The following is a 24,738-nucleotide window of genomic DNA, read 5'->3' on the forward strand; positions in this document are numbered from 1 at the left end:
ATGACGACGACTCCTGACCTGACCGCCGAGCAGCGCACCGACGCGGTGCGCACGGCGCTCGCCCAGGCCGACCCCGGGCGGCACCGCAAGGACCGCGTGATGACCGTGATCATCTACGGCGCGTTCGTCCTCGCGATGATCCCGCTCGTCTCGCTGATCTGGACGGTGCTCGCCAACGGCCTCGAGCGCTTCGACTGGTACTTCCTCACCGTCTCGATGCGCGGGGTGTTCGGCGGGATGGACGCCGGCGGCATCTACCACGCGATCATCGGGACGGTCGAGATCACCCTCGGCGCCACCCTGATCTCGGTGCCGATCGGAATCCTGACCGCGATCTACCTCGTCGAGTACGGCGGTGGGATGCTGGCGAAGTGGGTGACCTTCTTCGTCGACGTGATGACGGGTATCCCGTCGATCGTGGCGGGGCTCTTCGCGCTCTCGCTCTTCGCCTTCTTCTTCGGGCCGGGCATCCGGCTCGGCATCATGGGATCCGTGGCCCTCGCCGTCCTGATGATCCCCGTCGTGGTGCGGTCGACCGAGGAGATGCTCAAGCTCGTCCCCAACGAGCTGCGCGAGGCCTCGTACGCGCTGGGCGTGCCGAAGTGGCTGACGATCGTCAAGGTGGTGCTCCGCACCTCCGTGGCGGGCATCGTGACCGGCGTGATGCTCGCCATCGCCCGGGTGATCGGCGAGACGGCACCGCTGCTCCTCACGGTCGGCGTCATCGACTCGATCAACTACAACCTGTTCGAGGGTCGGATGATGACCCTGCCGGTCTACGTCTACCGGCAGTACTCCCAGGGCTACGTGCCCTGCAACGACCCGTCGGCGGTCTGCATCGAGGACATCAACTTCCAGCGTGCCTGGGCCGCGGCCCTGGCGCTAATCCTGATCGTGATGATCCTGAACCTGCTCGCCCGCCTGATCTCCCGTTACTTCGCGCCCAAGCTGCGCGGCTGACCGTACGCAACCAAAGGATCAACTGACGATGGCACAGCGCATCGACGTGAAGGACCTCGACATCTACTACGGCGACTTTCTCGCCGTCGAAGGTGTCACCATGACGATCGAGCCGCGGTCCGTGACCGCGTTCATCGGTCCCTCGGGCTGTGGGAAGTCGACGTTCCTGCGGACGCTCAACCGGATGCACGAGGTCATCCCCGGGACCCGTGTCGAGGGCTCGGTCGAGATGGAGGGCGTGGACCTCTACGGGCCCGGGGTCGACCCGGTGGCCGTACGTCGTCAGATCGGGATGGTGTTCCAGCGCCCCAACCCGTTCCCGACGATGTCGATCGAGGAGAACGTGCTCGCGGGCGTCAAGCTCGTGAACAAGCGGATCTCGAAGTCGGACGCCGCCGACCTGGTCGAGAGCTCGCTGCGCGGCTCGAACCTCTGGGAGGAGGTCAAGGACCGCCTCGACAAGCCCGGTGCAGGACTCTCGGGCGGTCAGCAGCAGCGGCTGTGCATCGCCCGTGCGATCGCCATCAAGCCGCAGGTGCTCCTGATGGACGAGCCGTGCTCCGCGCTCGACCCGATCTCGACCCTCGCCATCGAGGACCTGATCGCCGAGCTCAAGCAGGACTACACGATCGTGATCGTCACGCACAACATGCAGCAGGCGGCGCGTGTGAGCGACCGGACGGCGTTCTTCAACATCGCGGGCACGGGCAAGCCGGGCAAGCTGATCGAGATGGACGACACGTCCACGATGTTCTCCTCCCCGACCGAGAAGGCCACCGAGGACTACATCTCGGGCCGCTTCGGCTGATCGGAGCCGAGTCGCCCGCCGGGCACTCCGCGGTCCCGGCGCGACGCCCTCTCCTCACGACCCTGCCGAGGTCGACCCGCACACGCGAGGTCGACCTCGGCAGGGTCGACGTCGCGTGCACGGGTCGACCTCGCGAAGGATCGCGAGGGTTTTGGCGGCGTGCGACGTCGCGCAGGCGGGCAGGGGGAGCGAGCGCGGTCGCTCCAGGACGCAGACAGGGCTGCCCCGCGACGACGCGCGGAGCAGCCCTGTGACGAGGTGAGGACGGCGGCACCGGCGGGCGCCGTCGTCGATCAGGAGGCGGGGACGTCGTCCGCGTACTCCTCGAACGTGTCGTCGAGGACGGGGATCGAGACCTCGGTCTCGTTCGACCCGTCCGAGAAGGTGACCGGCAGCAGTCCGCCGGGCTCGGTGCTCACGGCGTCGAGCTCGACGGTCTCGCCGTCCTCGGTGCCGAGGTAGACGGTCTGGCCGGCGGGGACCTCGACCGTGGCGCTCGCGCCGACGGCGTCGAGCTCGACGCTCGCGTCGGTCGTGCCGTCGTTGGTGAACGCGCCGTGCACGCTTCCCGGTGCGCCCTCGCCGTGGCTGAGCACCATCAGGTTGACCCCGTGCACGTCCTCGGAGACGTCGACCGCGAAGCCGTCGGACGGCTGGTAGTCGAGGTTGGTGGTGACGGGTGCGCAGCCGCCGAGGACGACGGCTCCGGCCACGAGGGGCAGGGCCAGGGCCAGGCCACGGGGGGAGCGGCGCTGCGGGGTGCGGGTCACGAGATCTCCTGGTTGTGCGATGTCGGGTCGTGCGAAGACGGTGCACATTCTGAGGTGGTGGCGTGACCGTATTCAGGGGAAGCCTAGCCGTAGCCGCGCGCGGGCGACACCTCCGCCGGGAACGTGAGATATCCGGGCAAGCCGCCTGCCTGCGATTTCACGCAGTTTCGGCTCCAGATCGCGAGATTCCTGCGTGGTAGACTTGAATGCCGCGAAAGGGGACACTAACTGATGACGTTCGAAGTAGGCGAGACCGTTGTCTACCCGCACCACGGAGCTGCTCTGATCGAAGAGGTCAAGGAGCGCACCATCCGCGGAGAGTCAAAAATCTATCTCAAGCTACGTGTCGCCCAGGGCGACCTGACCATCGAGGTCCCTGCTGAGAACGTCGACCTGGTCGGTGTTCGGGACGTCGTGGACCGGGAAGGCCTGGACGAGGTGTTCGAGGTGCTACGTGCCCCGTACACCGAAGAGCCGACCAACTGGTCGCGCCGGTACAAGGCGAACCTCGAGAAGCTTGCCTCGGGGGACGTGATCAAGGTGGCAGAGGTCGTGCGCGACCTCTCGCGTCGTGACGCGGACCGCGGCCTGTCGGCCGGCGAGAAGCGCATGCTGGCCAAGGCTCGGCAGATCCTCGTCTCGGAGCTCGCGCTCGCGGAGAAGACCGAGGAAGACAAGGCAGAGGCGATCCTCGACGAGGTTCTTGCTTCCTGACCGGTTGAATCTCCGTACGTCGACGTACGCACGACGGCGACCCCTCGGCTCCGGCTGACGGGTCGCCGTCGTGCGTGGTGGCTGCGTCGGATACCGTTTCATCCGTGACCACCCTCGCGATCCTCACGGCGGCCGGCTCGGGGAGCCGGCTCGGCCGCAGCATCCCCAAAGCCCTCGTCCACCTGGGCGGCACCCCGCTCGTCGTGCACGCCGCCCGCAGCCTCGACCGCTCGGGGGCGGTCGACGCGATCGTCGTGACGGCTCCGGCGGACTACACCGAGCAGATCAGCCGGCTGCTCGACGGCGACCCGCAGGTCGACGTCCCGGTGACCGTCGTCGCGGGCGGCAGCACCCGTCAGGCTTCGGTGGCGGCAGGGCTCGCGGCCGCGGGGGAGGCGTCCGTCGTCCTCGTGCACGACGCGGCTCGTCCGCTGGCACCGGCACGGCTGGTCCGCCGGGTAGTGGACGCGGTGCAGGCCGGGCACGGTGCGGTCGTTCCCGGCATGCCGCTGGTGGACACCGTCAAGCGGGTGGCGGCGCCGCCGTTGCAGGGCTCCGGCCCCCGCGCCGAGTCGGTGCAGGACACCGTCGAGCGCAGCGGCCTGCGGGCCGTGCAGACGCCGCAAGGCTTTTCCCACGACCTGCTGACCCGAGCGCATGCGCACGGAGCCGCCAGGGCCGAAGACCAGGACATGGCCGCGAGCGACGACGCGGGGCTCGTCGAGTCCCTGGGCGAGGCCGTCGTCGTGGTGCGAGGCGACGAGCGCGCGATGAAGATCACGACGGCGCGCGACCTCGAGATCGCCGACCTTCTGCTGGCGGAGGACGAGTGAGCGGCATCCCGCGCATCGGCGTCGCGACGGACATCCACGCGTACGCCCCGGCCTGGGAGGACCGTGAGATGTGGCTTGCGGGCCTGCACTGGCCGGGAGAGACCGGACTCGCCGGTCATTCCGACGCGGACGTCGTCGCCCACGCGGCGGCGGACGCCCTCTTCAACGCCGCGGGTCTGGGTGACCTGGGCTCCAACTTCGGGACGAGCGACCCGGCCTGGTCGGGGGCGAGCGGCGTCCGGCTTCTCGGCGAGGCGACCGCGCGCGTGCGCGCTGCCGGATTCGAGATCGGCAACGTCTCGGTGCAGGTGATCGGCAACCGGCCCAAGATCGGCACGCGGCGCGACGAGGCCCAGCAGGTGCTCTCCGACGCCGTGGGGGCGCCCGTGACGGTGTCGGCCACCACCTCGGACGGCCTCGGCCTCACGGGACGCGGCGAGGGAGTCGCGGCGATCGCCTGCGCGCTGGTCAGCGCAGGCTGATCTGCTCGGCCACGGCTCGAGCCTCGGCCGCGCCCTCGGAGTCGCCTGCAGCTGTCGTGATGGTCACCCACGCGGCCTCGTCCTCGCCGATCCCTGCCACGACGACGTCCTCGACGACGTCGACGCCGCGGGTCTCGTGCTCACCGGAGACGCGGTAGGCGTCGAACCCCCCGAGGGTGTCGGCGCCCTCGTCGACCACCCGCCACTCCCGCAGGTGCTCGGTGCCGTACAGGGACGTCTGGCCGGCCGCCTCGTCGAGACTCTGCCCCTCCAGCGGGCCGGGAACGATCACGACCGTCGGCCGCACCCCGTCCACCTCGGTGGGGGACGAGAGGTAGTAGACGCCGTCGACGCTCGAGCTCGTCCACGACGACGGCGCTGAGACGGTCAGCCCGTCCGAGCCGGGGACGTCGTAGGTTCGTGTGCCCGGTGTCTCGACCGGGGCGGAGCAACCCGCCAGGAGGGTCGCAGCCACGCTCGCGATGACGAGTGCACGGGGCACGTGGCGCATGGTTGGTCCCTCCCGAGGCGCGGCGAGTTCCGCAGGACCATTGTGCACGGTCGCCCGGAGGGCGGCGGCATGCTTGAATCGCTGGGCCGAGGAATGGAGTACGGATGAGCAGGATGCCCGTCGAGGAGCGCCGCGCGCAGCTGATCGACGCCGGTCTGCGGATCGCCGCGCGTGACGGCGTCGAGGCCGTCACCATCCGTGGGGTCGCCGCCGAGGCGGGGGCCTCGCTCGGCGTGGTGCACTACTGCTTCGCGGACAAGGACGACCTGCTCGTCGCGATGGGGCTGAGCATGGCCCTCGTGTCCTCGGACCCGGTGCGGGACGCGCTGCTCGCCGCCCCGGACATCTACGCGCTGGCCCACGCGGGCGCGGACGGCCTTCTCGAGGGTCTCCTGGCCCGCCGCCACATGCGCCTGCTGACCTTCGAGTTCGCGACGACGGGGGCCCGCAACCGTGCGCTGCGTCCCGTGGCGCAGACCCATCTCGACCAGACGTGGACGATGACGTACGACATCCTCGACCGCATCCGCGAGATCGCCGGTGTCACCTACGACATCCCGCTCGACCGGCTGGCGCGCAACGTCGCCGCCTGGATCGACGGCGTCGAGCTCTCCTGGCTGGTCGAGCAGGACGACGACGCCGCCCGGGTCGCCTTCCACGACATCGCGGACTACGTGGTCTCGCTCGCCGTCAAGAAGTAGCCCTCGTCGGCCGGGTTCAGCCGCCGTCGGTCGAGCCTGTCGAGACCTGGCTTCGACGAGCTCAGCCACCGGATGTCGAGCTCAGCCGCCGGTCGAGCCTGTCGAGACCGGGCTTCGACGGGCTCAGCCACCGTCGGCCGGGTTCAGCCGCCGTCGGTCGAGCCTGTCGAGACCGGGCTTCGACGGGCTCAGCCACCGTCGGTCGGGCTCAGCCGCCGGTCGAGCCTGTCGAGACCGGGCTTCGACGGGCTCAGCCGCCGGATGACGAGCTCGGCCACCGTCGGTCGAGCCTGTCGAGACCTGGTCCCGCGCACCGAAGACCCGGTCGGTGTACGGGTTGGCGAAGACGCCGTCAGGGTCGCGCCGGGCCCGTACTGCACGGAAGTCGTCGAACCGCGGATACACCCGAGCGAGGTCCGCGGCGTCGCGGGTGTGCATCTTGCCCCAGTGCGGCCGGGCGCCGTCGACGGCGGTGAAGATCTCCTCGACGGCCCGGAAGTATCGCTCGTGGGGCATACGTGCGTACTGGTGCACGGCGACGTAGGCGGTGTCCCGCCCGTACGCGGTCGACAGCCACACGTCGTCGGGCGCCGCGAACCGCACCTCGACGGGAAACGGCACGGGCTCGCCCGTCCGGCGCAGCCAGGCGTCGATCTCGCGCAGCACGTCCGCGACGGCGGCACGTGGCATCGCGTACTCCATCTCCCGGAAGTGGACGCGGCGAGGAGAGACGAAGACACGGTGCGACGGCGCGACGGTCGTTGACGCGGACATCGCCCGGGTGATGATCGAGTTCACCGTTCCGGTGGAGGAGGGCACCGCGGCGGCGATCCGGTTGAGTGTGCCGAGTGCCGCGTTCTCCAGGAGCTCGCGCTCGACCCACCGGCTCGCCCGGGCCCGCAGCGTGCGACTGCGGTCCGGCTGCGGCGTCTCGAGGCGGTCGTTGCGCTTAACTAGCGCGGTCGTCGTCCCGGGGAACCAGAAGAACTCGAGGTGGTCGTGGGCGTCCACCTGGGCGCCCCCGGCGTCGAGGTCCGCGAGCTGGTCGGCGAGCGCGGCGGGCGCCTCGTGAGCGCACAGCTGGAAGGCGGGGACGACGTCGAGCGTGACCTGGGAGAGGACGCCCGTCTGGCCGAGCCCGAGCCGGCTGGCCTCGAAGAGCTCGGTCTCGTGATCCGCGTCGGCGTCGGTCACGGAGCCGTCGGTGCCGACGACGCGGACGCCCGAGACGAGCGTCGCCATGCCGCCGAGCCGTGCGCCGGTGCCGTGGGTCCCGGTGGAGATGGCGCCGGCCACCGACTGCTCGGCGATGTCGCCGAGGTTCGGCATCGCGAGCCCGAGCACGTCCAGCGCGGCGTTGAGCCGGTGCAGGCGGATCCCGGCGTCCACGGTGACGCGGGTGCTGCCGTCGGGCCCGGGAGCCACGCCGCGGACCTGCTGCATCTCGTCGAGGCTCAGCATGAGGCCGTCGGTGACCGCAGCCCCCGTGAACGAGTGCCCTGCACCGACCGCCCGGACACGTAGGCCGTCGGCCGCGGCCGACGCCACCAGCTCGGCCAGCTCCGCCTCGTCGCGCGGCGTCGCGCGACGGGCCGGGGAGGCCGACTCGGTGCGCGCCCAGTTCTCCCATGAACTCGTCATGCCCAGATCCTGCCACGTGATTCGGGTCACTCCGACCGCGTAGGGTGCAGGGCTATGGATGCTGCACGTCGCCTCGGCGACCGCTTCGACGCCGCCACCGCACATCTGCCCGCACCCCTCGCCGTCGTGGATCTCGACCGATTCGACGCGAACGCCCGCCAGCTCGTCGCGCGCTCTGCCGGTGTGCCCGTGCGCGTCGCGTCCAAGTCGGTGCGGGTCCGTGCACTGATCGCCCGCGCCCTCGCGCACGACGGGTTCGCGGGCGTGATGGCCTACTCGGTCCGGGAGGCCCTCTGGCTCGTCGAGCACGGTGCTGACGACGTGCTTGTCGCGTACCCGAGCGTCGACCGTGCCGCGCTCGCGGAGGTGGCGGCGACGCACGCGGCGCTCGCGGCCGTCACGGTGATGGTCGACGACGCGGCCCACGTCGACCTGCTGCGTGCGCTCGGGGCGCCGGTCCGGGTCTGCCTGGACGTGGACGCGTCGCTGCGGATCGGGAGGGGGCGCGCCGTCGTGCATCTCGGGACGCGCCGTTCCCCGCTCCGGACCGCCGACCAGGTCGCGGGACTCGCCGCAGACGCGCACGGCGCCGGGCTCGACGTCCGGGGGGTGATGTTCTACGAGGCCCAGGTGGCCGGACTGCCGGACTCGAGCGCCGCCGTCCGGCTGGTCAAGCGGGCGTCGGTCAGCGACCTCGTACGGCGCCGGCGCCGGATCGTCGACGCCGTGGCTGCGGCGGTCGGGCACCCGCTCGCCCTTGTCAACGCGGGGGGCACGGGGTCGCTCGAGACGTCGTCGGCCGACCCGGTCGTCACCGAGGTCACGGCCGGGTCCGGGCTCTTCGTCCCGACGCTCTTCGACGACTACCGCGCCTTCGACCCACGCCCGGCCGCGTTCTTCGGCCACGACGTCGTACGGACGCCCGCACCCGGCTGGGCGACGGTGTTCGGCGGCGGCTACGCGGCGTCGGGCGCCGCGGGTCCGTCCCGGCTGCCCCGGCCCGTCGAACCGGGGTGGCGGCTGACCTCCGCCGAGGGCGCGGGCGAGGTGCAGACGCCACTGCGCGCGCGGGAGAGCGGGCGCCTCCTCGAGATCGGCGACCGGGTCTGGTTCCGCAACGCGAAGGCGGGTGAGCCCCTGGAGCGGTTCACCGAGGTCCACCTCGTGCGGGGGGACGAGACCGTCGAGACGGTCCCCACGTACCGGGGCGAGGGACAGGTCTTCGGGTAGTCGCCTCGGCGGGTGAGTCCGAGGCCCGGCGCGGCCCGGACCGGGGCGCGTTCGGCCTGCGGGCGCCCCGAACGGTAACCTGAGTCGTGTGAGTCTTCGCCTGTACGACACCGCCGCGCGGCAGCTGCGCGACTTCGTCCCCCGAGTGCAGGGCGAAGCCGGCATCTACTACTGCGGTGCCACCGTCCAGGCATCCCCGCACATCGGACATCTGCGACCCGCCGTCGCGTTCGACGTGCTCCGTCGCTGGCTCGAGCGCAGCGGGTACGCGGTCACGATGATCCGGAACGTCACGGACATCAACGACAAGATCTTCGCCAAGGCCGACGACGCCGGGGTCCCCTGGTGGGCCTGGGCCGCCCGGCACGAGCAGCAGTTCACCGAGGCCTACGACGCCCTCGGCGTCGCACGCCCCACGTACGAGCCGCACGCGACGGCGCACATCACCGATATGACCGCGCTGATCGACCAACTCCTCGCCACCGGGCACGCGTACACCACCGGCGAGGGCGACGTCTGGTTCGACGTGCGCTCGTTCGACGACTACGGCGCGCTGACGAACCAGCGCCTGGAGGACGTCACGCCCGAGCCCGAGGACGACGCCGAGGCCGCCAAGCGCGACCCCCGCGACTTCGCCCTGTGGAAGGCCGCCAAGCCGGGTGAGCCCGCGACAGCCTCGTGGCCCGCACCCTTCGGGCGCGGACGGCCGGGGTGGCACCTGGAGTGCTCCGCGATGGCCACCCGCTACCTCGGCCCGGAGTTCGACATCCACGGCGGCGGGCTGGACCTGCGGTTCCCGCACCACGAGAACGAGCGCGCGCAGTCCCTCGCCGTCGGCGACCCCTTCGCGCGCTACTGGCTCCACAGCGCCTGGATCACGCAGTCCGGCGTCAAGATGAGCAAGTCGCTGGGCAACGGCCTGCTCGCCGCCCAGGTGCTCGCCGAGACCCGGCCCGTCGTGCTCCGCTACGCCATCGTGGCCGTCCAGTACCGCTCCATGCTCGAGTGGTCCCCGGACACCATCGCCGAGGCCGAGACGACGTGGGACCGGCTCGCCGGCTTCGTCGAGCGCGCCACCGAGCGCGTCGGCGACGTGCCGAGGGACGAGATCGTCGCCGCGAATCTCCCGACGGGGTTCGTCGACGCGATGGACGACGACCTCAACGTCCCGGCCGCCCTCGCCGTCGTCCACGAGCACCTGCGGGGCGGGAACTCGGCGCTCGCGGAGAACGCCCCGGCCGAGACCGTGCGTCGCCTCCTGGTCGCCGTCCGTGCGATGCTGGACGCACTCGGGCTCGACCCGCACGACCCGCAGTGGGCCGAGGTGGGAGGCTCCTCCTACGCACAGGTGCTCGACGCGCTCGTCACCGCCGAGCTCGACGCCCGCGCGGCGGCCCGCGCCGACCGCGACTTCGCCACCTCGGACGCGATCCGCGACCGCCTGGCCGCGGCCGGCGTCGTCGTCCAGGACTCCGCCGAGGGCGCGCGCTGGACCCTTGAACGTCGCGGCTGACCCCGCGTACTCCTTCCCCCACCACCGAACGGTCGATCATCATGGCAGGCAACTCCCAGCGTCGCGGCGCTACTCGCAAGAACTCCAAGAAGCAGTCGACCCCGGGCACGGGCGGGTACGGTCGCAAGGCGCTGCAGGGCAAGGGCCCGACGCCGAAGGCCGAGGAGCGCACCTACCACCCGGCGTACAAGCGCAAGGTGGCCGCCGAGAAGGCCGAGGCCGCGCAGCCCAAGTCGCACGCGTCCCGCACGCGGCGCAGCGGCTCCGCCGAGGAGGTCATCGCCGGGCGTAACTCCGTGCTCGAGGCGCTGCGCGCGGACGTCCCCGTCGAGGTGCTGTTCGTCTTCCACCGCCTGGAGAACGACGACCGCACCAAGGAGATCCTCGACATCGCGATGGGTCGCGGCCACGAGATCCGCGAGGCCAGCAAGACGGACCTCGACCGCATCACCGACGGGGCCATCCACCAGGGCGTCGCCCTGCAGGTGCCGCCGTACGACTACAAGGACGTCGACGACCTGCTCGACATCGCCGCCGCCCAGGGCGAGCGTCCGTTGATCGTCGCGCTCGACGGCGTCACGGACCCGCGCAACGTCGGTGCGACGCTGCGGTCGGCCGGAGCGTTCGGCGCCCACGGCATCCTCGTGCCCGAGCGCCGCGCCGCCGGCGTGACCGCGTCGGCCTGGAAGGTCTCGGCCGGGGCGGCCGCCCGCGTGCCCGTGGCCCGCGCGACCAACCTCGTCCGTGCCCTGGAGGAGCTGAAGAAGGCAGGCTGCTTCATCGTCGGGCTCGACGGCGGCGGCGAGGTCACCATCGGTGACATGGCGTTCGCGACCGACCCGGTGGTCCTCGTCGCGGGCTCCGAGGGCAAGGGACTCTCGCGTCTCGTGCGGTCGACCTGCGACGTCGTGGCGTCGATCCCGATCAGCGCCGACACCGAGTCGCTCAACGCCGCGACGGCCACCGGGATCGCCCTCTACGAGGTGGCGCGCCGCCGCAGCGAGGGCTGAGCCCTACAGGTCGTCCGGGTCGGGGACGCCCGCCGCGCGCTCGTCGGGCGTCACCCCGAGCAGCGCCTGCTCGTCCGGGCGGTCGCGCAGGACGTTCTCGACGTACGACCGGGTCGCCTCCGCCAGCGGGACGTCCGCGCCGCGCTGCTCCGCCACGAACCAGCGGTGGTCGAGGATCTCGTGGAAGAGCTGGGCAGGTTCCAGCTTGCCGCGGAGCTCGCGGGGGACCGCCTCGACGGTCGGCTCGAAGGCGGTGCGCAGCCAGTCGTGCGCCACGAACTCCTCGCTGTCGTTCTGGCGCTCGTGCGCCGCGGTGAAGCTGTCCAGGTCGTTGAGCAGGCGGCGCGCCTGGCCCTCCTGGACGTCGAGACCGGTCAGGCGCATCAGGCGGCGGGCGTGGTGCCCCGCGTCGACCACCTTCGGCTGGATGCGGACGCTCACGCCGTCGATGTCCGTGGTGATCTCCAGCTCTCCGACGTCGAAGCCCAGCTCGTTCAGCTTCTCGATGCGGGCGGCCACCCGCCACCGCTCGTCCATGCCGAAGCTCTCGGCGCCCGTGAGGGTCTCCCAGAGTCCCTCGTAGCGCTCGACGAGCGTGTTGCCGATCGCGACCAGGTCGACGTCCTCGTCGATCAGCTCGCCCGCCGCGAGGTCCATGAGCTCGCCGATGATGTTGGTGCGGGCGAGGTCGAGGTCGTAGGCGCGCTGCCCGGGGCTCAGCGCCCGGTGCAGGTCGCCGGTCTCCGCGTCCACGAGGTAGGCGGCGTAGGCCTCGGCGTCACGCCGGAACAGGGTGTTCGACAGCGAGACGTCGCCCCAGTAGAAGCCGATGAGGTGAAGCCGGACGAGGAGCACCGCGAGCGCGTCGATGAGGCGGTCGGCGGTGTCCGGGCGCAGGGCGCGGGAAAAGAGGGCCCGGTACGGCAGGGAGAACTGCAGGTGCTCGGTGACGAGCACGGCCTCCAGCCGTTCGCCGTTCTCGTCCTGGCGGCCGGTGATGACCCCGACGGGCACGACGCTCGGCACATCGAGCCGGCGCAGCTGCCGCAGCAGCTCGTACTCCCGGTAGGCGACGCTCTCGCCGATCTCCTTGATCGCGATCACGCGGCCCGAGAGCTTGACGAACCGGACGACGTGCCGCGAGATGCCGCGCGGGAACGCCGCCAGGACCTCGTCGGGCCAGTCGACCAGCGGCAGGTGCCACGGGAGGTCGAGGATCGCGGGGTCGGGGGCGGTCGCGGTGATCTGCAGGTTCTGCACCCCTGCAGCCTACTCACCCACCCTGCGGGCCCGGAGGGGAGGCCCGGACGCAGCACGGGGCGGGACCGTCGCGGTCCCGCCCCGTGCGTGTGTCAGTCGTGCGTCGGCGTCAGAGACGCTCGCCCGTCGACGGCGAGAAGACGTGCTGCTCGCCCTCGCGGATCGAGACGTACAGACGGTCGCCCTTCATGGGGACCTTGCGCGGGTCGACGCGGACGATGACCTGTCCGGTGCCGGCACCCGAGGTGACCTGGGCGTCGAGCGCCTTCGGGCCGACGAGGCGGCCGTAGACGAACGCGTCCGAGCCGAGCTCCTCGACGAGGTCGACCTCGACGGGGAACGACCCGGGCCCGGCCTGGTCGACGACCGAGAGCGCCTCGGGGCGGAAGCCGATCGTGACCTTGCCCTTGTCGGCGTCGGTGAGCTTCGAGACGGCCTCGGCGGCGATCGGGACGCGAGCCTCGCCGACCTGGGCGTAGCCGTCCGCGACGTCGAACGTGGCGAGGTTCATCGCGGGCGAGCCGATGAAGCCGGCCACGAAGATGTTCGCGGGCGTGTCGTACATCTCGCGCGGCGTGCCGACCTGCTGCAGGAGACCGTCCTTGAGGACCGCGATGCGGTCGCCCATGGTGAGGGCCTCGGTCTGGTCGTGCGTGACGTAGACGGTCGTGACGCCGAGGCGACGCTGCAGCGACGCGATCTGCGTACGGGTCGAGACACGGAGCTTGGCGTCGAGGTTCGACAGCGGCTCGTCCATGAGGAAGACCTGCGGCTGACGGACGATCGCACGGCCCATGGCGACACGCTGACGCTGACCACCGGAGAGGGCCTTGGGCTTGCGGTCCAGGTACTCGGTGAGGTCGAGGATCTCGGCGGCCTCTTCGACGCGCTTGCGGATCTCCTGCTTGGGCGTGCCCGCGATCTTCAGCGCGAAGCCCATGTTGTCGGCGACCGACATGTGCGGGTACAGCGCGTAGTTCTGGAACACCATCGCGATGTCGCGGTCCTTTGGCTGGACGTCCGTGACGTCGCGGTCGCCGATGTAGATGTTGCCCGCGTTGACGTCCTCGAGGCCGGCGAGCATGCGCAGCGACGTGGACTTTCCACAACCCGACGGGCCGACGAGGACGAGGAACTCGCCGTCCTCGATGTGCAGGTTGAGCTGGTCGACAGCGGGGCGCTCCGTGCCGGGGTAGACCCGGGTCGCGTGGTCGAAAGTTACGGTAGCCATGGCTGGTACATCCCTCCACCGGCAGGTACGTGCCGGACGATCCGTTGTGGTGGTGTGCCGTTGCGTCGCAGTGCGTCAGCGGTGACACGGTCGCGGCCGTCGTGGACGCGACGTGAAGACAGCCTACCTGCCCCCGCGGTGTGCTGGGTCACACGACTCCGGTCGATCGGGTGGGGATGCTCACACGCTCAGGTGCGTCGCGAGCCGGCCGAGCAGGTCGGCGACCGCCTGTGGCGAGGAGACGCGGAACGACGCCGCCGTCTCACCGTCGCCGACCTTGATCGCGAGGTCCACGGCGCCGGGGCGGGAGAACGCTCGCTCGTCGGTGGTGTCGTCCCCGGCGTACAGCACCCGGACGTTGGCGGGTCCGACGTCGCACGCCTCGGCCAGCCGCGCGCGCAGCGCCTCGAGCCCCTCGCCCTTGGAGGTCTCGACGACCGAGGTCTCCACGACGTCCTTGCCGTGCATCGGGGAGAGCCCCAGCGACTCGGCGACGGCGTCGGCCCGGCGGTCCGCGTCCTCGGCGTCGCCGCGCGTCGCCCGGCGCGTGTGCAGGACCGCAGCCGTGGGCTTGGTCTCGACGTGGGCGCCGTCGTACTCCGCGGCGATCTCCTCGAACCCGGCGATCAGGGAGCGGCGGGTCTCGGCGTCGTCCGGCGCGAGGTCGAACGGGACGGTGACGAGCCCGTCGGGGCCGACCTCCCCGGTCTCGGCCCCGTGACTGCCCACGAGCCACGTGCCGAGCGGCGGGTCGGCGAGCGCGGCCAGGTCGGCCAGGTGCCGCCCCGAGACGAGCGCGAGCTGCACGTGCGGGGCGAGCGGCGCCATCCGGGTCAGGGCGTCGCGGGCACCGGGCAGCATCCGCGACGCGCTCGGGTCGTCGACGAGGGGGGCGAGGCAGCCGTCGAAGTCGAGGGCCACCAGGACGGGTCGGTGCGCGGCAAGGTCCGCGAGCGCTCCCTCGAGCGCCGCGGGGTCGGTCTTCGTCACACGTGGTCCTGTCGCGAGGGCATGGCGGTGAGCACGCCGAGGAACGAGTCCGACCACTTGGTGACGTCGTCCGCCAGCACCCGCTTGCGCAGCTTGCGCATCCGACGACGCTGCTCGCGCTCGTCCATGTTCGCGGCGGCGACGATCGTGTCCTTCATGCCGTCGATGTTGTGCGGGTTGACGAGCAGCGCACCGGGCGCGAGCTCGTCCGCGGCCCCGGTGAACTCCGAGAGCACGAGGACGCCGCGGTCGTCGGAGCGCGCCGCCACGTACTCCTTGGCGACGAGGTTCATGCCGTCGCGCAGCGAGGTCACGAGCATGACGTCGGCGGCGAGGTAGAGCGCCGCCATCTCCTCGGGCGGGTAGGAGTGGTGCAGGTAGTGGATCGCCGAGTGGCCGATCTCGCCGTACTCGCCGTTGATGCGTCCGACGAGCCCCTCGACGTGCTCGCGCAGCTCCTGGTAGGCGCCGACGTTCTCGCGGCTGGGGCTCGCGACCTGGATGAGGGTGGCGCCCTGCACGTCGATCCGGCCGTCCTGCAGGATCTCGCCGTAGGCCTTGATCCGGTGCCGGATGCCCTTGGTGTAGTCGAGGCGGTCGACGCCGAGCATGACGACCTCGGGGTCGCCGAGGTCGGCACGGATCTCCTTGGCGCGCGCCTGGACCTCCGGGGTCCGCGCGAGCTCGTCGAAGTGGGCGGAGTCGATCGAGATCGGGAACGACGCGGCGCGGACGTGGCGGCCGGGCCGGCCGTCGGCGTCGGGCATCGTGATGATCGGACCGCGGGTCGGCCGGTCGGTCAGCCGCCGGACGGCGCGGATGAAGTTCGAGGCGTCACCGGCCCGCTGGAACCCGATCAGGTCGGCGCCGAGCAGACCCTCGAGCACCTGCGCGCGCCACGGGAGCTGCTGGAACAGCTCGAGCGGGGGGAAGGGGATGTGGTCGAAGAACCCGATCCGCAGGTCCGGCCGCTGCTCACGGAGCATCTTGGGGACCAGCTGGAGCTGGTAGTCGTGGACCCACACGACGGCGCCCTGCGCGGCCTGGGCGGCCGCGGCGTCGGCGAAGCGCTGGTTCACGCGGCGGTAGGCGTCCCACCACTGCCGGTGGTAGGCCGGGGGTGCGATCACGTCGTGGTAGAGCGGCCACAGCGTGTCGTTGGAGAAACCCTCGTAGTACTTCTCGATCTCCTCGGCCGAGAGGGTGACGGGCACCAGGTGCATCCCGTCGCCCTCGAACGGCGGGACCTCGAAGTCCGGTCCTCCGGACCAGCCGACCCATGCGCCGTCGGCCGCCTGCATGACGGGCTCGAGGGCCGTGACGAGGCCACCGGGTGACCGCTTCCAGTTGATCGATCCGTCGTCCGTGAGCTCGATGTCCACGGGGAGCCTGTTGGCCACCACTACGAGGTCGAATCCGCCGTCCTGTGCCAAGAAATACTCCCGAGGGTTTCCGCAGCGCCGCCGATGTGGAGGCAAGGGTAGGGTACCGCGCGAGCCAGTTCCCGGCCCGTTCTCGCGGGACGGACGTGTCGGTGCGCGTGCGGTGCGCGTCAGCCTCGGTACGGTGACGCCATGGACAGCACGGGCGGGATCGCCGCCGGCACGGAGCTCGGTGGCTACCGGGTGGAGTCGCGCCTCGGTGCGGGCGCGATGGGCAGCGTGTATCGCGCGACCGACGGCGGTGGCCGCAGCGTCGCGCTGAAGGTCCTGCACTCCCACGTCGACGCCGACACGAGCGCCCAGGGACGTGAGCGTCTGCGCCGGGAGGCGGCGGCGCTGCGCCGCCTCGACCACCCGGCGGTGGCCGCCATCCTCGACGTCGAGCTCGAGGGCGCGGACGCGTTCATCGTCACCGAGCTCGTCGAGGGAATCAGCCTCGAGGACGAGATCCGCGACGGCGGTCCGCTGGGACCCGACGACCTCCTGGCGCTCGCCGAGGAGCTGGCCGAGGCCCTGCGTGCCGTGCACGCCGCGGGCGTCGTGCACCGCGACCTGAAGCCGTCTAACGTCCTCGTCACGGACGAGGGCCCCGTACTGATCGACTTCGGGATCGCCCACGGGCTCGACGACGCACGGATGACCTCGTCTGGGCTCGTCATGGGGACGCCGGGATACCTCGCGCCGGAGCTCTTGTCTGGGTCCGAGCCCGGGACGGAGTCGGACTGGTGGGGCTGGGCGGCGCTGCTCGCCTACGCCGCCACCGGGCGGGCGCCCTTCGGCGTGCGTCCCGTCGAGGCCGTCCTCGCCCGCGCCCGGACCGGGGACGCCGATCTCGAGGGGCTCGGTGCCCACACCTACGGCGCCCTGCACGCGGCCCTGCGGCCCGAGCCCTCTCAGCGGATGCGCCCCGACCAGGTGATCACGGCCCTGTCCCGTGCGGCCGACGACGGCGATCGCACCCCCGCGGAGTCCGCCACCCAGGTGGTGGGCGGCGTCGTGCCTCTCGGGGCGGTGGACGCGAACGACGGCCGGACCCGCGCCGTCGGGGTCGACCCGGTGGGCGTCGTGCAGAGCGAGCCCGAGGTGCCCGGCTACGTGCGCCCGCAGCACCGGCGTCGGCCGTGGGCCGCCGGCATCGCCGGGGTCGCCCTGGTCCTGTACGCGGGCAGCGCCCCCGGGGTCGCCTTCGTGGTGCTGGCGGTGCTCGTCGTCGTGCTGCGGCTGTTCGGGGTGTTCGGCGACGCGCTGCACTCGCGTCGAGAGCGGCGCGGGGTCTCGCGGAGCGACGGCGCGATGGTGGCGCTCGCGAGCCCGTACCTGCTGCTGCGCACCGTGGTCGGCGCGCTCGGCGGGCTGCTCGTCGGTGGCTGTGCCGCCGTGCTGATCGTCGCCGCGTCGTGGTGGCTGCTGGAGCCGGGTCGGCTGCAGGTCTCCATCGACCAGTCCACCGAGTCGCTTTCCGTCGGGGGCCGCAACGAGGACTGGGTGTACGTCGTCGTCCTCTGCCTCGCGATGACCGTCGCGGTCCTCTTCGCGTGGTTCGGGCCGGCGTCACGGCTGACCCGGGTGGGTTCGCGCACGGTGATGGCCGCCGTCGCGTCCGGGACCGTGGGCACCGTGATCGTCCTGGTGGTCGTACTGGCCGCCGCCGTGGCAGCCGCGGTCCTGCTCGCCTCGGGGTCGCCCGTCGAGTGGTGGCCGCTGTCCGAGGCACCGACCCTCTCGTAGTACCGACGCTGTCTTCGACGTCGTTGGCCGCTACGCTGGGCGCGTGCACCCTGGTCACCGCGGAGCGACGCGCCCGACGCCGTACGGCGGCGGGCTGCTGACCGGTGTGGTGCTGGCCGTCCTCGGGGTGGTCACGGGCCTGGCGACGCTCGCCTCGGTCCACGGCTACGCCGTCGTGCACCGGTGCGTCGACATCGGCGCCACGGGCGCTGCCTGGGGGATGCGCCTCGCGCTCGTCCGGGACTCCGCCGCGTGCCCCGCGGGGGAGGTGGCCGTGGGCGGGACCACCGACGCCGCGGTCCACGTCGTCGGGGCGCTCGCCGTCTCTGTGCTCGTCGCCCACGTGGCCGCGCTGTGCGTGGCCGTCGGTGCCGGTGCTGCCGTGGCCCGCGCGGTCACGCGGTTCCGTGCCGCTGCCCGGCGTCGCCTCGTCGCGCTGGTCCGCACGGCGGGAGCCGTGCCGGCCGACGACAGGGCGGACGTCCCGGTGCTCGGACGCCGGAGCGCCGCGGTCGCACGCGCCGTGCACGGTGCCGCCGTCACGTGGCGCGGCCCGCCGGCCCTGTCCGTGCCGTAGCGACCCCCCCAGCATCCGCATCTCCCGAGGAGCCCCATGTCTCAGCAGAACCTGTCCAAGGCAGAACGTCGCAAGCAGGCCGTCGCCGACGCCGAGAAGGCGCGCGCCGCCCAGGCAGCGAAGGACCGCCGCACCCGCATCATCACCCTGAGCCTGCTCGCCGTCGGCGTGATCGCGCTCGGTCTCGTCATCTGGTTCATCCTGGCGCAGGGCAGCAAGCCCGCGCTCGAGCGAACCGACGGCCCGGCCGCGGCGACCGAGGACGGCGGCATCCCGATCGGCGCCGACGGCTCCGCCGGGACCACCAACGACGGTGCCGTCGAGGTCGCCGTCTACCTCGACTTCATGTGCCCCATCTGCGGCCAGTTCGAGTCGCTCAACGGCCCGACGCTGGACGAGCTCCGTGAGTCCGGCGAGGTCACCGAGGTCATGTACCCCGTCTCGATCCTGGACCGCATGTCCTCGGGCAGCCAGTTCTCCACCCGTGCGGCCGCGGCGGCGTACTACGTCGCCGACCAGGCGCCGGAGCAGATGTCGGCGTTCTTCGACACCATGTTCGCCAACCAGCCCGAGGAGAACTCCTCCGGGCTGACCGACGCGCAGATCGCCCAGATCGCCGAGCAGGCCGGCGTGCCGGCGGACGTCGCGCAGGACATCGAGCGCGGCGAGGCGATGGACACGTACGGCGACTACGTCACCGCGGTGACCGAGACGGCGGCCGGCGACGACGAGCTCGCGAACGAGAACGGCGGCTTCGGCACCCCGACGATCGCGATCGACGGCGAGCGCTGGGACGGTGCCTGGAGCACCGACGGCGAGCTCGAGAAGGCCGTCGACGCGGCGGCCGGCACCTCGGGCGAGAGTGACGCCGAGGAGCCTGCCGAGGGCGATTCCACCGAGTGACGCATCGCCCGGTAGGCTGTCCGGCGTCCCGCAGGGGACCGTCGTCCGGCCTGCCGGGCGCCACGCCGCCTTAGCTCAGCTGGTAGAGCGCTCGCCTTGTAAGCGAAAGGTCGTCGGTTCGAACCCGACAGGCGGCTCCACCACGACGGCCTCGCACCCACCCGGGTGCGAGGCCGTCGTCGTGCGGCTGTCGACCCGTGTCAGTCGCGGTCCTCGGCGTTGATCTCCCCGCCGCGCAGCACGGGGGAGAGCTCCGGCTGCTTGGCGGTGCGGGTGTCGCCCGAGGAGACCCGGCGGACGCGGCGCTGGATCCACGGCACCAGGTGCGTGCGGGCCCACTCGGCGTTCTCGCGGGCCCGCCGGACGGCGGGCGTCGGGGCCTGCGCCTCGAGCGGGGTGTCCCAGTCGGACGCCTCGGGGGCGAGGCCGAGACCGACGAGGGCGGCGTCGCGCACGCGGGTGTGGCCCTCGGGGGTCAGGTGGAGGCGGTCCTCCGACCACATGCGCCAGTCCTGCAGCGACCGCATCCCCCACAGGTCGAGGACGTGGCAGCCGTGGCGCTGGGCGATCGACCAGATCATCGAGTTGTACACGCCGACCCGGGAGCGGGTCACGGCCACCATGCCGGCCTTCGCGTCGAACCCGGTGGCCAGGAGCACGTCGATCCCGGCCTCGCGCAGCCGCACGACGCCGTGCTCGAGGTCGCGGGCGAGCCGGTCGATGTCGGCGCGGGGGCGCAGGATGTCGTTGCCGCCCCCGACCATGCTGACGAGGTCGGGCCGCATCTCGATCGCGCGCGGCACCTGGTCGACGAGGATCGAGCGCAGGAGCTTGCCGCGGATCGCGGTGTTGGCGTACCGCAGCGGCTCGGCGCCGGCGGCGACGCGGCGGTCGTTGAGGACGAGGGCGAGTCGGTCGGCCCACCCGCGCTGGTGGTCCGGGTCCGTCGGGTACGGGTCCCACAACCCCTCGGAGAACGAGTCGCCGATGGCGACGTACGAGGACCAGCGGGGGACGTCGTCGTGCGTATTCACGCAGCCCATTGTGCACCCGCTGTCGACCCCCGACCGGGTGCGGGGGCTAGACGGGCAGCGTCCAGTCGACCGGGTCCGCGCCCTGCGCAGCCAGCAGCTCGTTGACGCGCGAGAAGGGGCGGGACCCGAAGAACCCGCGGCGCGCCGACAGCGGGCTCGGGTGTGCGCTCTCCACGACGGGGGTCTCGCCGAGCAGAGGTCGCAGCGCCTGGGCCTGCCGGCCCCAGAGCACCGCCACCAGCGGGGCGTCGCGGGCAACGAGCGCACGGATCGCCTGGTCGGTCACCTCTTCCCAGCCGATCCCGCGGTGCGAGGCTGCGTCGCCCGGTCGGACGGTCAGGACGCGGTTGAGCAGCAGCACGCCCTGGTCGGCCCACGACGTCAGGTCGCCGTGCCCCCGGACGGGCGCCCCGACGTCGTCGTGCAGCTCGGTGAAGAGGTTCTGCAGGGAGCGGGGGACCGGGCGGACGCCGCGCGCCACGGAGAACGACAGGCCTGTCGCGTGCCCGGGGGTCGGGTACGGGTCCTGCCCGACGACGAGCACGCGCACGTCGGCCATCGGCCGGGCGAACGCCCGCAGGATGTTCTCGGGTGCGGGGAGGTAGGTGTGCCCGTCGGCGACCTCGGCGCGCAGGCGCTCGCCCACGGCGTGCAGCGCGGGCTCCACCGGGGCGAGGGCCTCGGCCCAGTCCGGGGCGACGACGTCGCGCACCGCGGGCAGGTCCGCGTGCGGCGGGCTCGTGGGGGGAAGGTCGAAGAGCGGCACGTCGACGACCGTACCCGGACCAGATGACGGTACGTCGGCGAGGGAAACGACAAGCGTGTGATTCGTCGCCTAGGCTGGCCGCAGGAGGTGCCATGAGCGAGCAGATCTGCGAGCAGCAGGACAGCGGGACGACGGACGAGGCGACGGGTGGCCTGGACACCCGCAGCCGCGAGATCCTCGACTTCGAGCGTCAGTGGTGGAAGTACGCCGGGGCCAAGGAGCAGGCCGTCCGCGACCTCTTCGACATGACCGCGACGCGCTACTACCAGGTCCTCAACGCGATCATCGACACGCCCGAGGCGCTCGAGCACGATCCGATGCTCGTCAAGCGTCTGCGGCGGATGCGATCGACCCGACACCGGGCCCGCGAGGCACGGCGCCTCGGGACCGGATCGTGACCAGGCCGTTTATTCTCCCGGCCGGTTCCGGCTACCCTTCCCCTCGTGACCTCTTCTCGATACCCGTACGAGCCTGACGAGTTCGACGCGCCGGCACCGGCCGGCGCTCCCGTCGGCGTACACAGGGCACCCCGGTCCGCATGGTCGCGGACGTGGCCGTTCCTGACGGTCATCGTCCTGGCCGGAGCGCTCGGCGTTGGCGCGGTCGCGTACGTCTCGATGGACGACGACCCCGCACCGGTCGCGTCGTCGGAGGACTCCGCCGCCGGCACCGACGAGGGTGCCGAGGCGAGCGAGACGCCGTCCGACGAGGCGACGGACGCCGCGACGGAGGAGCCGACCGAGGAGCCCACCGAGACCGAGGAGCCGACCGAGGAGCCCACGGAGGAGACAGACGACGTCGACTCCCTGCTCGCCGCGGCCGACCTGTCGGCCTACGTGCGTGTCCTCAACGAGAACGGGCCCGCCGGGGAGGCCGCCGCCGGACAGGCCGCGCTGACCGCCGCAGGGTTCACCGACGTCGCCGCCGCCAACTACCCCGACCCCGGGACGGGCCTGACCGCCAACACCGTCTGGTACATCGAGGGCCGTGCGGAGACCGCCCAGGCCGTCGCCGCGGTGCTGGGTATCCCGGCCGAGCAGGCCTCCGAGGTCGCGCTCCGTGACGGCGAGGTCATCGTCGTGGTCGAGGAAGACCTGCCGAACGCCGGCTGACATGCACGACGTCGTCGTCGTCGGGTCCGGGCCCAACGGGCTCGCCGCAGCGGTGACGACCGCCCGTGCCGGGCTCGACGTCCTCGTCCTCGAGGCGCAGCCCACCGTCGGTGGCGGCGCCCGGACCCTGCGCGACGACCACGGGCTCCTGCACGACGTCTGCTCGGCCGTGCACCCGCTCGCCTGGGCCTCGCCGTTCTTCCGCGAGTTCGACCTCGCGGCCCGGGGCGTCGAGCTGCTCGTCCCCGACGTCTCGTACGCCCACCCGCTTCCCGACGGCGCGGCAGCGCTCGCGTACCGGGACCTCGCCACGACCGCGGCGTCGTTGGGGCAGGACGGCGACCGGTGGGCCGCGACGTTCGGTCCTCTCGCCCGGGACTGGGAGGCGCTCGTCGGCGCACTGCTGGGACGCTCGGTCCGGCCGACCCCCGCCGCACTGCGGGGTGCGGCGCTCGCGGCGCGGTACGCGCTCGGTCCGGTCGGGGCGCGGGGCGTGCGTTCCGGGCCGACGGACCCGTTCCGGGCGCCGGAGGCTCAGGCGCTCTTCGCCGGGGTCGCGGCGCACACGTCCACGCGGCTGCCCGGGTTGGCCGCCGGTGGCACGGGCGCGCTGCTCGGGGCCCTCGCGCACGCCCCCGGAGGCTGGCCCGTGCCGCGCAGTGGCAGTCAGGCGATCGTCGACGCGCTCGTCGCGGACCTCACCGCGCACGGCGGGCGGGTCGAGGTGGACCGGCCGGTGCGGTCGCGTCGTGACCTGCCCCCGGCGCGGGGGTACGTCCTCGACACTTCGCCCGAGGCGGCGCGGGAGATCCTCGGCGGCACTCGTGACGTGGCCGATCCTGGAGAGCGGGCTTCCGGGGTATCGGTTGCCGGTGCCGGGGCCCGAGGGCGGGGTCTGGTCCGAGGGTGGGGCGCAGGCGCAGGCGCACGGATGTCCGCGGCCGCCCGCGTCGACCTCGTGCTGGACGGTCCCGTCCCGTGGGAGGCGCCCGACGTCGGGCGTGCGGGCACCGTGCACCTCGGTGGGCATCGCGCCGAAATCGTGCGCGCGGAGGCCGAGGTCGCCGCCGGTCGCCATGCCGTCCGGCCCGTCGTCCTCGTGAGCGACCCTGCCGTGGTCGACCCGACCCGCGAGGTCGCCGGGCTGCGTCCCCTCTGGACCTACGCGCACGTCCCGCTCGGCTCGGACCGCGACGTCACCGACGACGTCCTCGCCCAGCTCGAACGCTTCGCACCCGGCGTCCGCGACCGGGTCGTCGACACCCGGTGCACGCCCGCGGCACGGATGGCGGAGCACGACGCCAACCTGGTCGGCGGCAACATCTCCGGCGGTCCCGTGACCGTGCCACGGGTGCTGCTCGGCCCCCGTCTGCGCAGGTCGCCCTGGGACACGGGGCACGCCGACGCGGTTCTCGGCTCGGCGTCGACACCGCCGGGCCCGGGTGTCCACGGCATGGGTGGCTGGTTCGCCGCACGGCGCCTGCTCCGCGGTCTGGGGCTCTCGACGCCGTCGCTCGCCCCCTGACCGCGCCCGGCTACGGGGCGTAGTCGGTGCCGTACCGCTCCACGTAGGCATCGAGGGAGTCGCTGCGGATCGCGGCGCCCAGGTCGGCGGTCTGCGCCTCGTCGACGAGGTTCACCGACGCCCCGTTCTTGGTGCCGAACCCGGTGATCGGCACCATCAGACCGACCACGTCGTCGCGGCCGAGCTCCTCCGAGAGCTCCGCCAGGGCCGTGAAGTCCGCCAGGTCGAGGTCGCCCGTGACCTTGACGTTCCCGAGCAGGACGGGCATCAGCTCGGCAAGGTCCTCCGGGTCCTGGGCCTGCTCGGCGATCTCGGCCAGCATCCCCGTCACCGCCGCACGCTGGCGCTCGGTGCGGTCCAGGTCCCCCAGGGGCAGGCGCTTGCGCTCGCGGGTGTAGATCAGCCCGTCGGTGTTCTCGAGCTCGATCATGCCCTCGTCGAACACGACCTCTCGCCCCGTGCTTTTGACGGTCACCGAGGTGGCGTACTTGTTGTCCACCTCGAAGCCGTCGAGCGCCCGCGTCAGCGCGATGAATCCCGCGAAGTTGGTCTGCATCGTGTAGTCGACGTCGACGCCGCCGAGCAGCTCGGAGACCGTCTCCGTGAGCGTCGGGGTGCCGCCGCGCGAGAACGCCGAGTTGATCTTCCCCTCGCCGAGACCGGGGATCGGCACCCACATGTCCCTGGTGAACGAGATCAGGTAGAGGTTCTCGCGGTCCTCGGGGACGTGGGCGAGCATGATCGTGTCGGCGTTGCCGGTCAGGCTCTCCGGGTCGCGGGAGTCGTTGCCGATCAGTAGGACGTCGACGTCCCCGTCGGGCAGCGGGTCCTCGGGGCCGGTCGGCGTCGGGGTCGGGGTCTCGGTCGGTTTCGGGCTCGCCGTGGCCGTGGGCGTCGGGGAGGACGTCGGCGACGGGGCGGACTCCTGCGAGGCACCGCTCGTGCAGCCGGTCAGGAGCAGGGCGGCGACCGCGCAGGTCGCGGCGGCGCTCGACAT

General features: G+C 72.2%; 25 protein-coding genes and 1 tRNA gene. 16 read left to right on the forward strand and 10 right to left on the reverse strand.

Going from position 1 to position 24,738, the window contains the following annotated elements; all coding sequences use genetic code 11:
- Together pstA and pstB are read left to right on the forward strand one after the other, a co-directional pair.
- The gene (gene pstA, locus BLU20_RS04665; RefSeq protein WP_029252910.1) at positions 1 to 960 is read left to right on the forward strand and encodes a phosphate ABC transporter permease PstA; all 960 of its coding nucleotides are present in this window, start codon (positions 1 to 3) and stop codon (positions 958 to 960) included.
- A gap of 28 nt (positions 961 to 988) precedes the next feature.
- A complete protein-coding gene (gene pstB, locus BLU20_RS04670) occupies positions 989 to 1,768 on the forward strand; it encodes a phosphate ABC transporter ATP-binding protein PstB (RefSeq protein ID WP_029252911.1) in 780 nt (259 codons plus the stop codon).
- A gap of 293 nt (positions 1,769 to 2,061) precedes the next feature.
- Here the strand turns inward: pstB and BLU20_RS04675 are convergent, their stop codons facing one another.
- Positions 2,062 to 2,538, reverse strand: a complete 477-nt coding sequence (locus BLU20_RS04675; RefSeq protein ID WP_029252912.1) for a hypothetical protein — start codon at positions 2,536 to 2,538, stop codon at positions 2,062 to 2,064.
- A 231-nt stretch (positions 2,539 to 2,769) separates the two neighbouring features.
- Between BLU20_RS04675 and BLU20_RS04680 the strand changes: the two genes are divergently transcribed.
- From BLU20_RS04680 to ispF, 3 genes are all read left to right on the forward strand, one after another.
- On the forward strand, positions 2,770 to 3,252 hold the full coding sequence (locus BLU20_RS04680) for a CarD family transcriptional regulator (RefSeq protein ID WP_029252913.1): 483 nt from the start codon (positions 2,770 to 2,772) through the stop codon (positions 3,250 to 3,252).
- 104 nt (positions 3,253 to 3,356) lie between these two features.
- Positions 3,357 to 4,085 (forward strand): 2-C-methyl-D-erythritol 4-phosphate cytidylyltransferase, encoded by a 729-nt coding sequence (ispD, locus tag BLU20_RS04685; protein WP_083371774.1) that lies wholly within the window; start codon positions 3,357 to 3,359, stop codon positions 4,083 to 4,085.
- On the forward strand, positions 4,082 to 4,567 hold the full coding sequence (gene ispF / locus BLU20_RS04690; RefSeq protein WP_083371775.1) for a 2-C-methyl-D-erythritol 2,4-cyclodiphosphate synthase: 486 nt from the start codon (positions 4,082 to 4,084) through the stop codon (positions 4,565 to 4,567). The genes ispD and ispF overlap by 4 nt, the downstream gene beginning before the upstream one ends.
- Here the strand turns inward: ispF and BLU20_RS04695 are convergent.
- A complete protein-coding gene (locus BLU20_RS04695; RefSeq protein ID WP_083371776.1) occupies positions 4,554 to 5,078 on the reverse strand; it encodes an LpqN/LpqT family lipoprotein in 525 nt (174 codons plus the stop codon). The genes ispF and BLU20_RS04695 overlap by 14 nt on opposite strands.
- 104 nt (positions 5,079 to 5,182) lie before the next feature.
- On the opposite strand from BLU20_RS04695, the gene BLU20_RS04700 reads away from it, so the two are divergent.
- A complete protein-coding gene (locus BLU20_RS04700) occupies positions 5,183 to 5,779 on the forward strand; it encodes a TetR/AcrR family transcriptional regulator (protein ID WP_083371777.1) in 597 nt (198 codons plus the stop codon).
- Between the two features lie 123 nt (positions 5,780 to 5,902).
- Here BLU20_RS04700 and BLU20_RS04705 read toward each other — a convergent pair whose 3' ends face one another.
- Entirely contained in the window at positions 5,903 to 7,420 is a 1,518-nt protein-coding gene (locus BLU20_RS04705; protein WP_083371778.1) for a D-arabinono-1,4-lactone oxidase, read from the reverse strand.
- A gap of 54 nt (positions 7,421 to 7,474) precedes the next feature.
- Here BLU20_RS04705 and BLU20_RS04710 point away from each other — a divergent pair, with 54 nt between their 5' ends.
- From BLU20_RS04710 to rlmB, 3 genes are all read left to right on the forward strand, one after another.
- Positions 7,475 to 8,650 carry an alanine racemase gene (locus BLU20_RS04710; RefSeq protein WP_083371779.1) on the forward strand — a complete coding sequence of 392 codons (1,176 nt, stop codon included), beginning with the start codon at positions 7,475 to 7,477 and terminating at the stop codon, positions 8,648 to 8,650.
- Positions 8,651 to 8,738: 88 nt separating this feature from the next.
- Positions 8,739 to 10,163, forward strand: coding sequence for a cysteine--tRNA ligase (cysS, locus tag BLU20_RS04715; RefSeq protein ID WP_083371780.1), 1,425 nt, complete (start codon positions 8,739 to 8,741; stop codon positions 10,161 to 10,163).
- 41 nt (positions 10,164 to 10,204) lie between these two features.
- A complete protein-coding gene (gene rlmB / locus BLU20_RS04720; protein WP_029252921.1) occupies positions 10,205 to 11,173 on the forward strand; it encodes a 23S rRNA (guanosine(2251)-2'-O)-methyltransferase RlmB in 969 nt (322 codons plus the stop codon).
- 3 nt (positions 11,174 to 11,176) lie between these two features.
- Here the strand turns inward: rlmB and BLU20_RS04725 are convergent, their stop codons facing one another.
- The 4 genes from BLU20_RS04725 to BLU20_RS04740 form a co-directional block, all read right to left on the reverse strand.
- Positions 11,177 to 12,433 (reverse strand): DUF4032 domain-containing protein, encoded by a 1,257-nt coding sequence (locus BLU20_RS04725; protein ID WP_029252922.1) that lies wholly within the window; start codon positions 12,431 to 12,433, stop codon positions 11,177 to 11,179.
- 109 nt (positions 12,434 to 12,542) lie between these two features.
- On the reverse strand, positions 12,543 to 13,664 hold the full coding sequence (locus BLU20_RS04730; RefSeq protein ID WP_029252923.1) for an ABC transporter ATP-binding protein: 1,122 nt from the start codon (positions 13,662 to 13,664) through the stop codon (positions 12,543 to 12,545).
- Between the two features lie 180 nt (positions 13,665 to 13,844).
- Entirely contained in the window at positions 13,845 to 14,654 is an 810-nt protein-coding gene (gene otsB / locus BLU20_RS04735) for a trehalose-phosphatase (RefSeq protein WP_083371781.1), read from the reverse strand.
- Positions 14,651 to 16,087: an alpha,alpha-trehalose-phosphate synthase (UDP-forming) gene (locus BLU20_RS04740; protein WP_029252925.1), complete on the reverse strand. Its 1,437-nt coding sequence runs from the start codon at positions 16,085 to 16,087 to the stop codon at positions 14,651 to 14,653. The genes otsB and BLU20_RS04740 overlap by 4 nt, the downstream gene beginning before the upstream one ends.
- 141 nt (positions 16,088 to 16,228) lie before the next feature.
- On the opposite strand from BLU20_RS04740, the gene BLU20_RS04745 reads away from it, so the two are divergent.
- The 4 genes from BLU20_RS04745 (at position 16,229) to BLU20_RS04760 (ending at position 19,444) form a co-directional block, all read left to right on the forward strand.
- Positions 16,229 to 17,824 carry a serine/threonine-protein kinase gene (locus tag BLU20_RS04745; RefSeq protein WP_029252926.1) on the forward strand — a complete coding sequence of 532 codons (1,596 nt, stop codon included), beginning with the start codon at positions 16,229 to 16,231 and terminating at the stop codon, positions 17,822 to 17,824.
- Between the two features lie 43 nt (positions 17,825 to 17,867).
- Entirely contained in the window at positions 17,868 to 18,401 is a 534-nt protein-coding gene (locus BLU20_RS04750) for a hypothetical protein (RefSeq protein ID WP_083371782.1), read from the forward strand.
- Between the two features lie 36 nt (positions 18,402 to 18,437).
- Positions 18,438 to 19,304: a DsbA family protein gene (locus BLU20_RS04755; protein WP_083371783.1), complete on the forward strand. Its 867-nt coding sequence runs from the start codon at positions 18,438 to 18,440 to the stop codon at positions 19,302 to 19,304.
- A 64-nt stretch (positions 19,305 to 19,368) separates the two neighbouring features.
- Positions 19,369 to 19,444, forward strand: a tRNA-Thr gene (locus BLU20_RS04760).
- Positions 19,445 to 19,504: 60 nt separating this feature from the next.
- On the opposite strand, the gene BLU20_RS04765 is transcribed toward BLU20_RS04760, so the two are convergent.
- Together BLU20_RS04765 and BLU20_RS04770 are read right to left on the reverse strand one after the other, a co-directional pair.
- Positions 19,505 to 20,347 (reverse strand): SGNH/GDSL hydrolase family protein, encoded by an 843-nt coding sequence (locus BLU20_RS04765; RefSeq protein WP_083371784.1) that lies wholly within the window; start codon positions 20,345 to 20,347, stop codon positions 19,505 to 19,507.
- Positions 20,348 to 20,384: 37 nt separating this feature from the next.
- Positions 20,385 to 21,059, reverse strand: a complete 675-nt coding sequence (locus BLU20_RS04770) for a uracil-DNA glycosylase (protein WP_083372913.1) — start codon at positions 21,057 to 21,059, stop codon at positions 20,385 to 20,387.
- 137 nt (positions 21,060 to 21,196) lie between these two features.
- On the opposite strand from BLU20_RS04770, the gene BLU20_RS04775 reads away from it, so the two are divergent.
- Genes BLU20_RS04775 through BLU20_RS04785 form a run of 3 tightly spaced genes read left to right on the forward strand, consistent with a single transcriptional unit; the run spans position 21,197 to position 23,741 of the window.
- Positions 21,197 to 21,502, forward strand: a complete 306-nt coding sequence (locus BLU20_RS04775) for a DUF3263 domain-containing protein (RefSeq protein ID WP_083371785.1) — start codon at positions 21,197 to 21,199, stop codon at positions 21,500 to 21,502.
- Between the two features lie 45 nt (positions 21,503 to 21,547).
- Positions 21,548 to 22,216 (forward strand): LytR C-terminal domain-containing protein, encoded by a 669-nt coding sequence (locus BLU20_RS04780; RefSeq protein WP_052366981.1) that lies wholly within the window; start codon positions 21,548 to 21,550, stop codon positions 22,214 to 22,216.
- A gap of 1 nt (position 22,217) precedes the next feature.
- Entirely contained in the window at positions 22,218 to 23,741 is a 1,524-nt protein-coding gene (locus tag BLU20_RS04785; RefSeq protein WP_083371786.1) for a phytoene desaturase family protein, read from the forward strand.
- Between the two features lie 10 nt (positions 23,742 to 23,751).
- Here BLU20_RS04785 and BLU20_RS04790 read toward each other — a convergent pair whose 3' ends face one another.
- Positions 23,752 to 24,738 carry an LCP family protein gene (locus BLU20_RS04790; RefSeq protein ID WP_231959345.1) on the reverse strand — a complete coding sequence of 329 codons (987 nt, stop codon included), beginning with the start codon at positions 24,736 to 24,738 and terminating at the stop codon, positions 23,752 to 23,754.

The sequence above is a fragment of the Paraoerskovia marina genome, assembly GCF_900105445.1.
Lineage (GTDB): Bacteria > Actinomycetota > Actinomycetes > Actinomycetales > Cellulomonadaceae > Paraoerskovia > Paraoerskovia marina.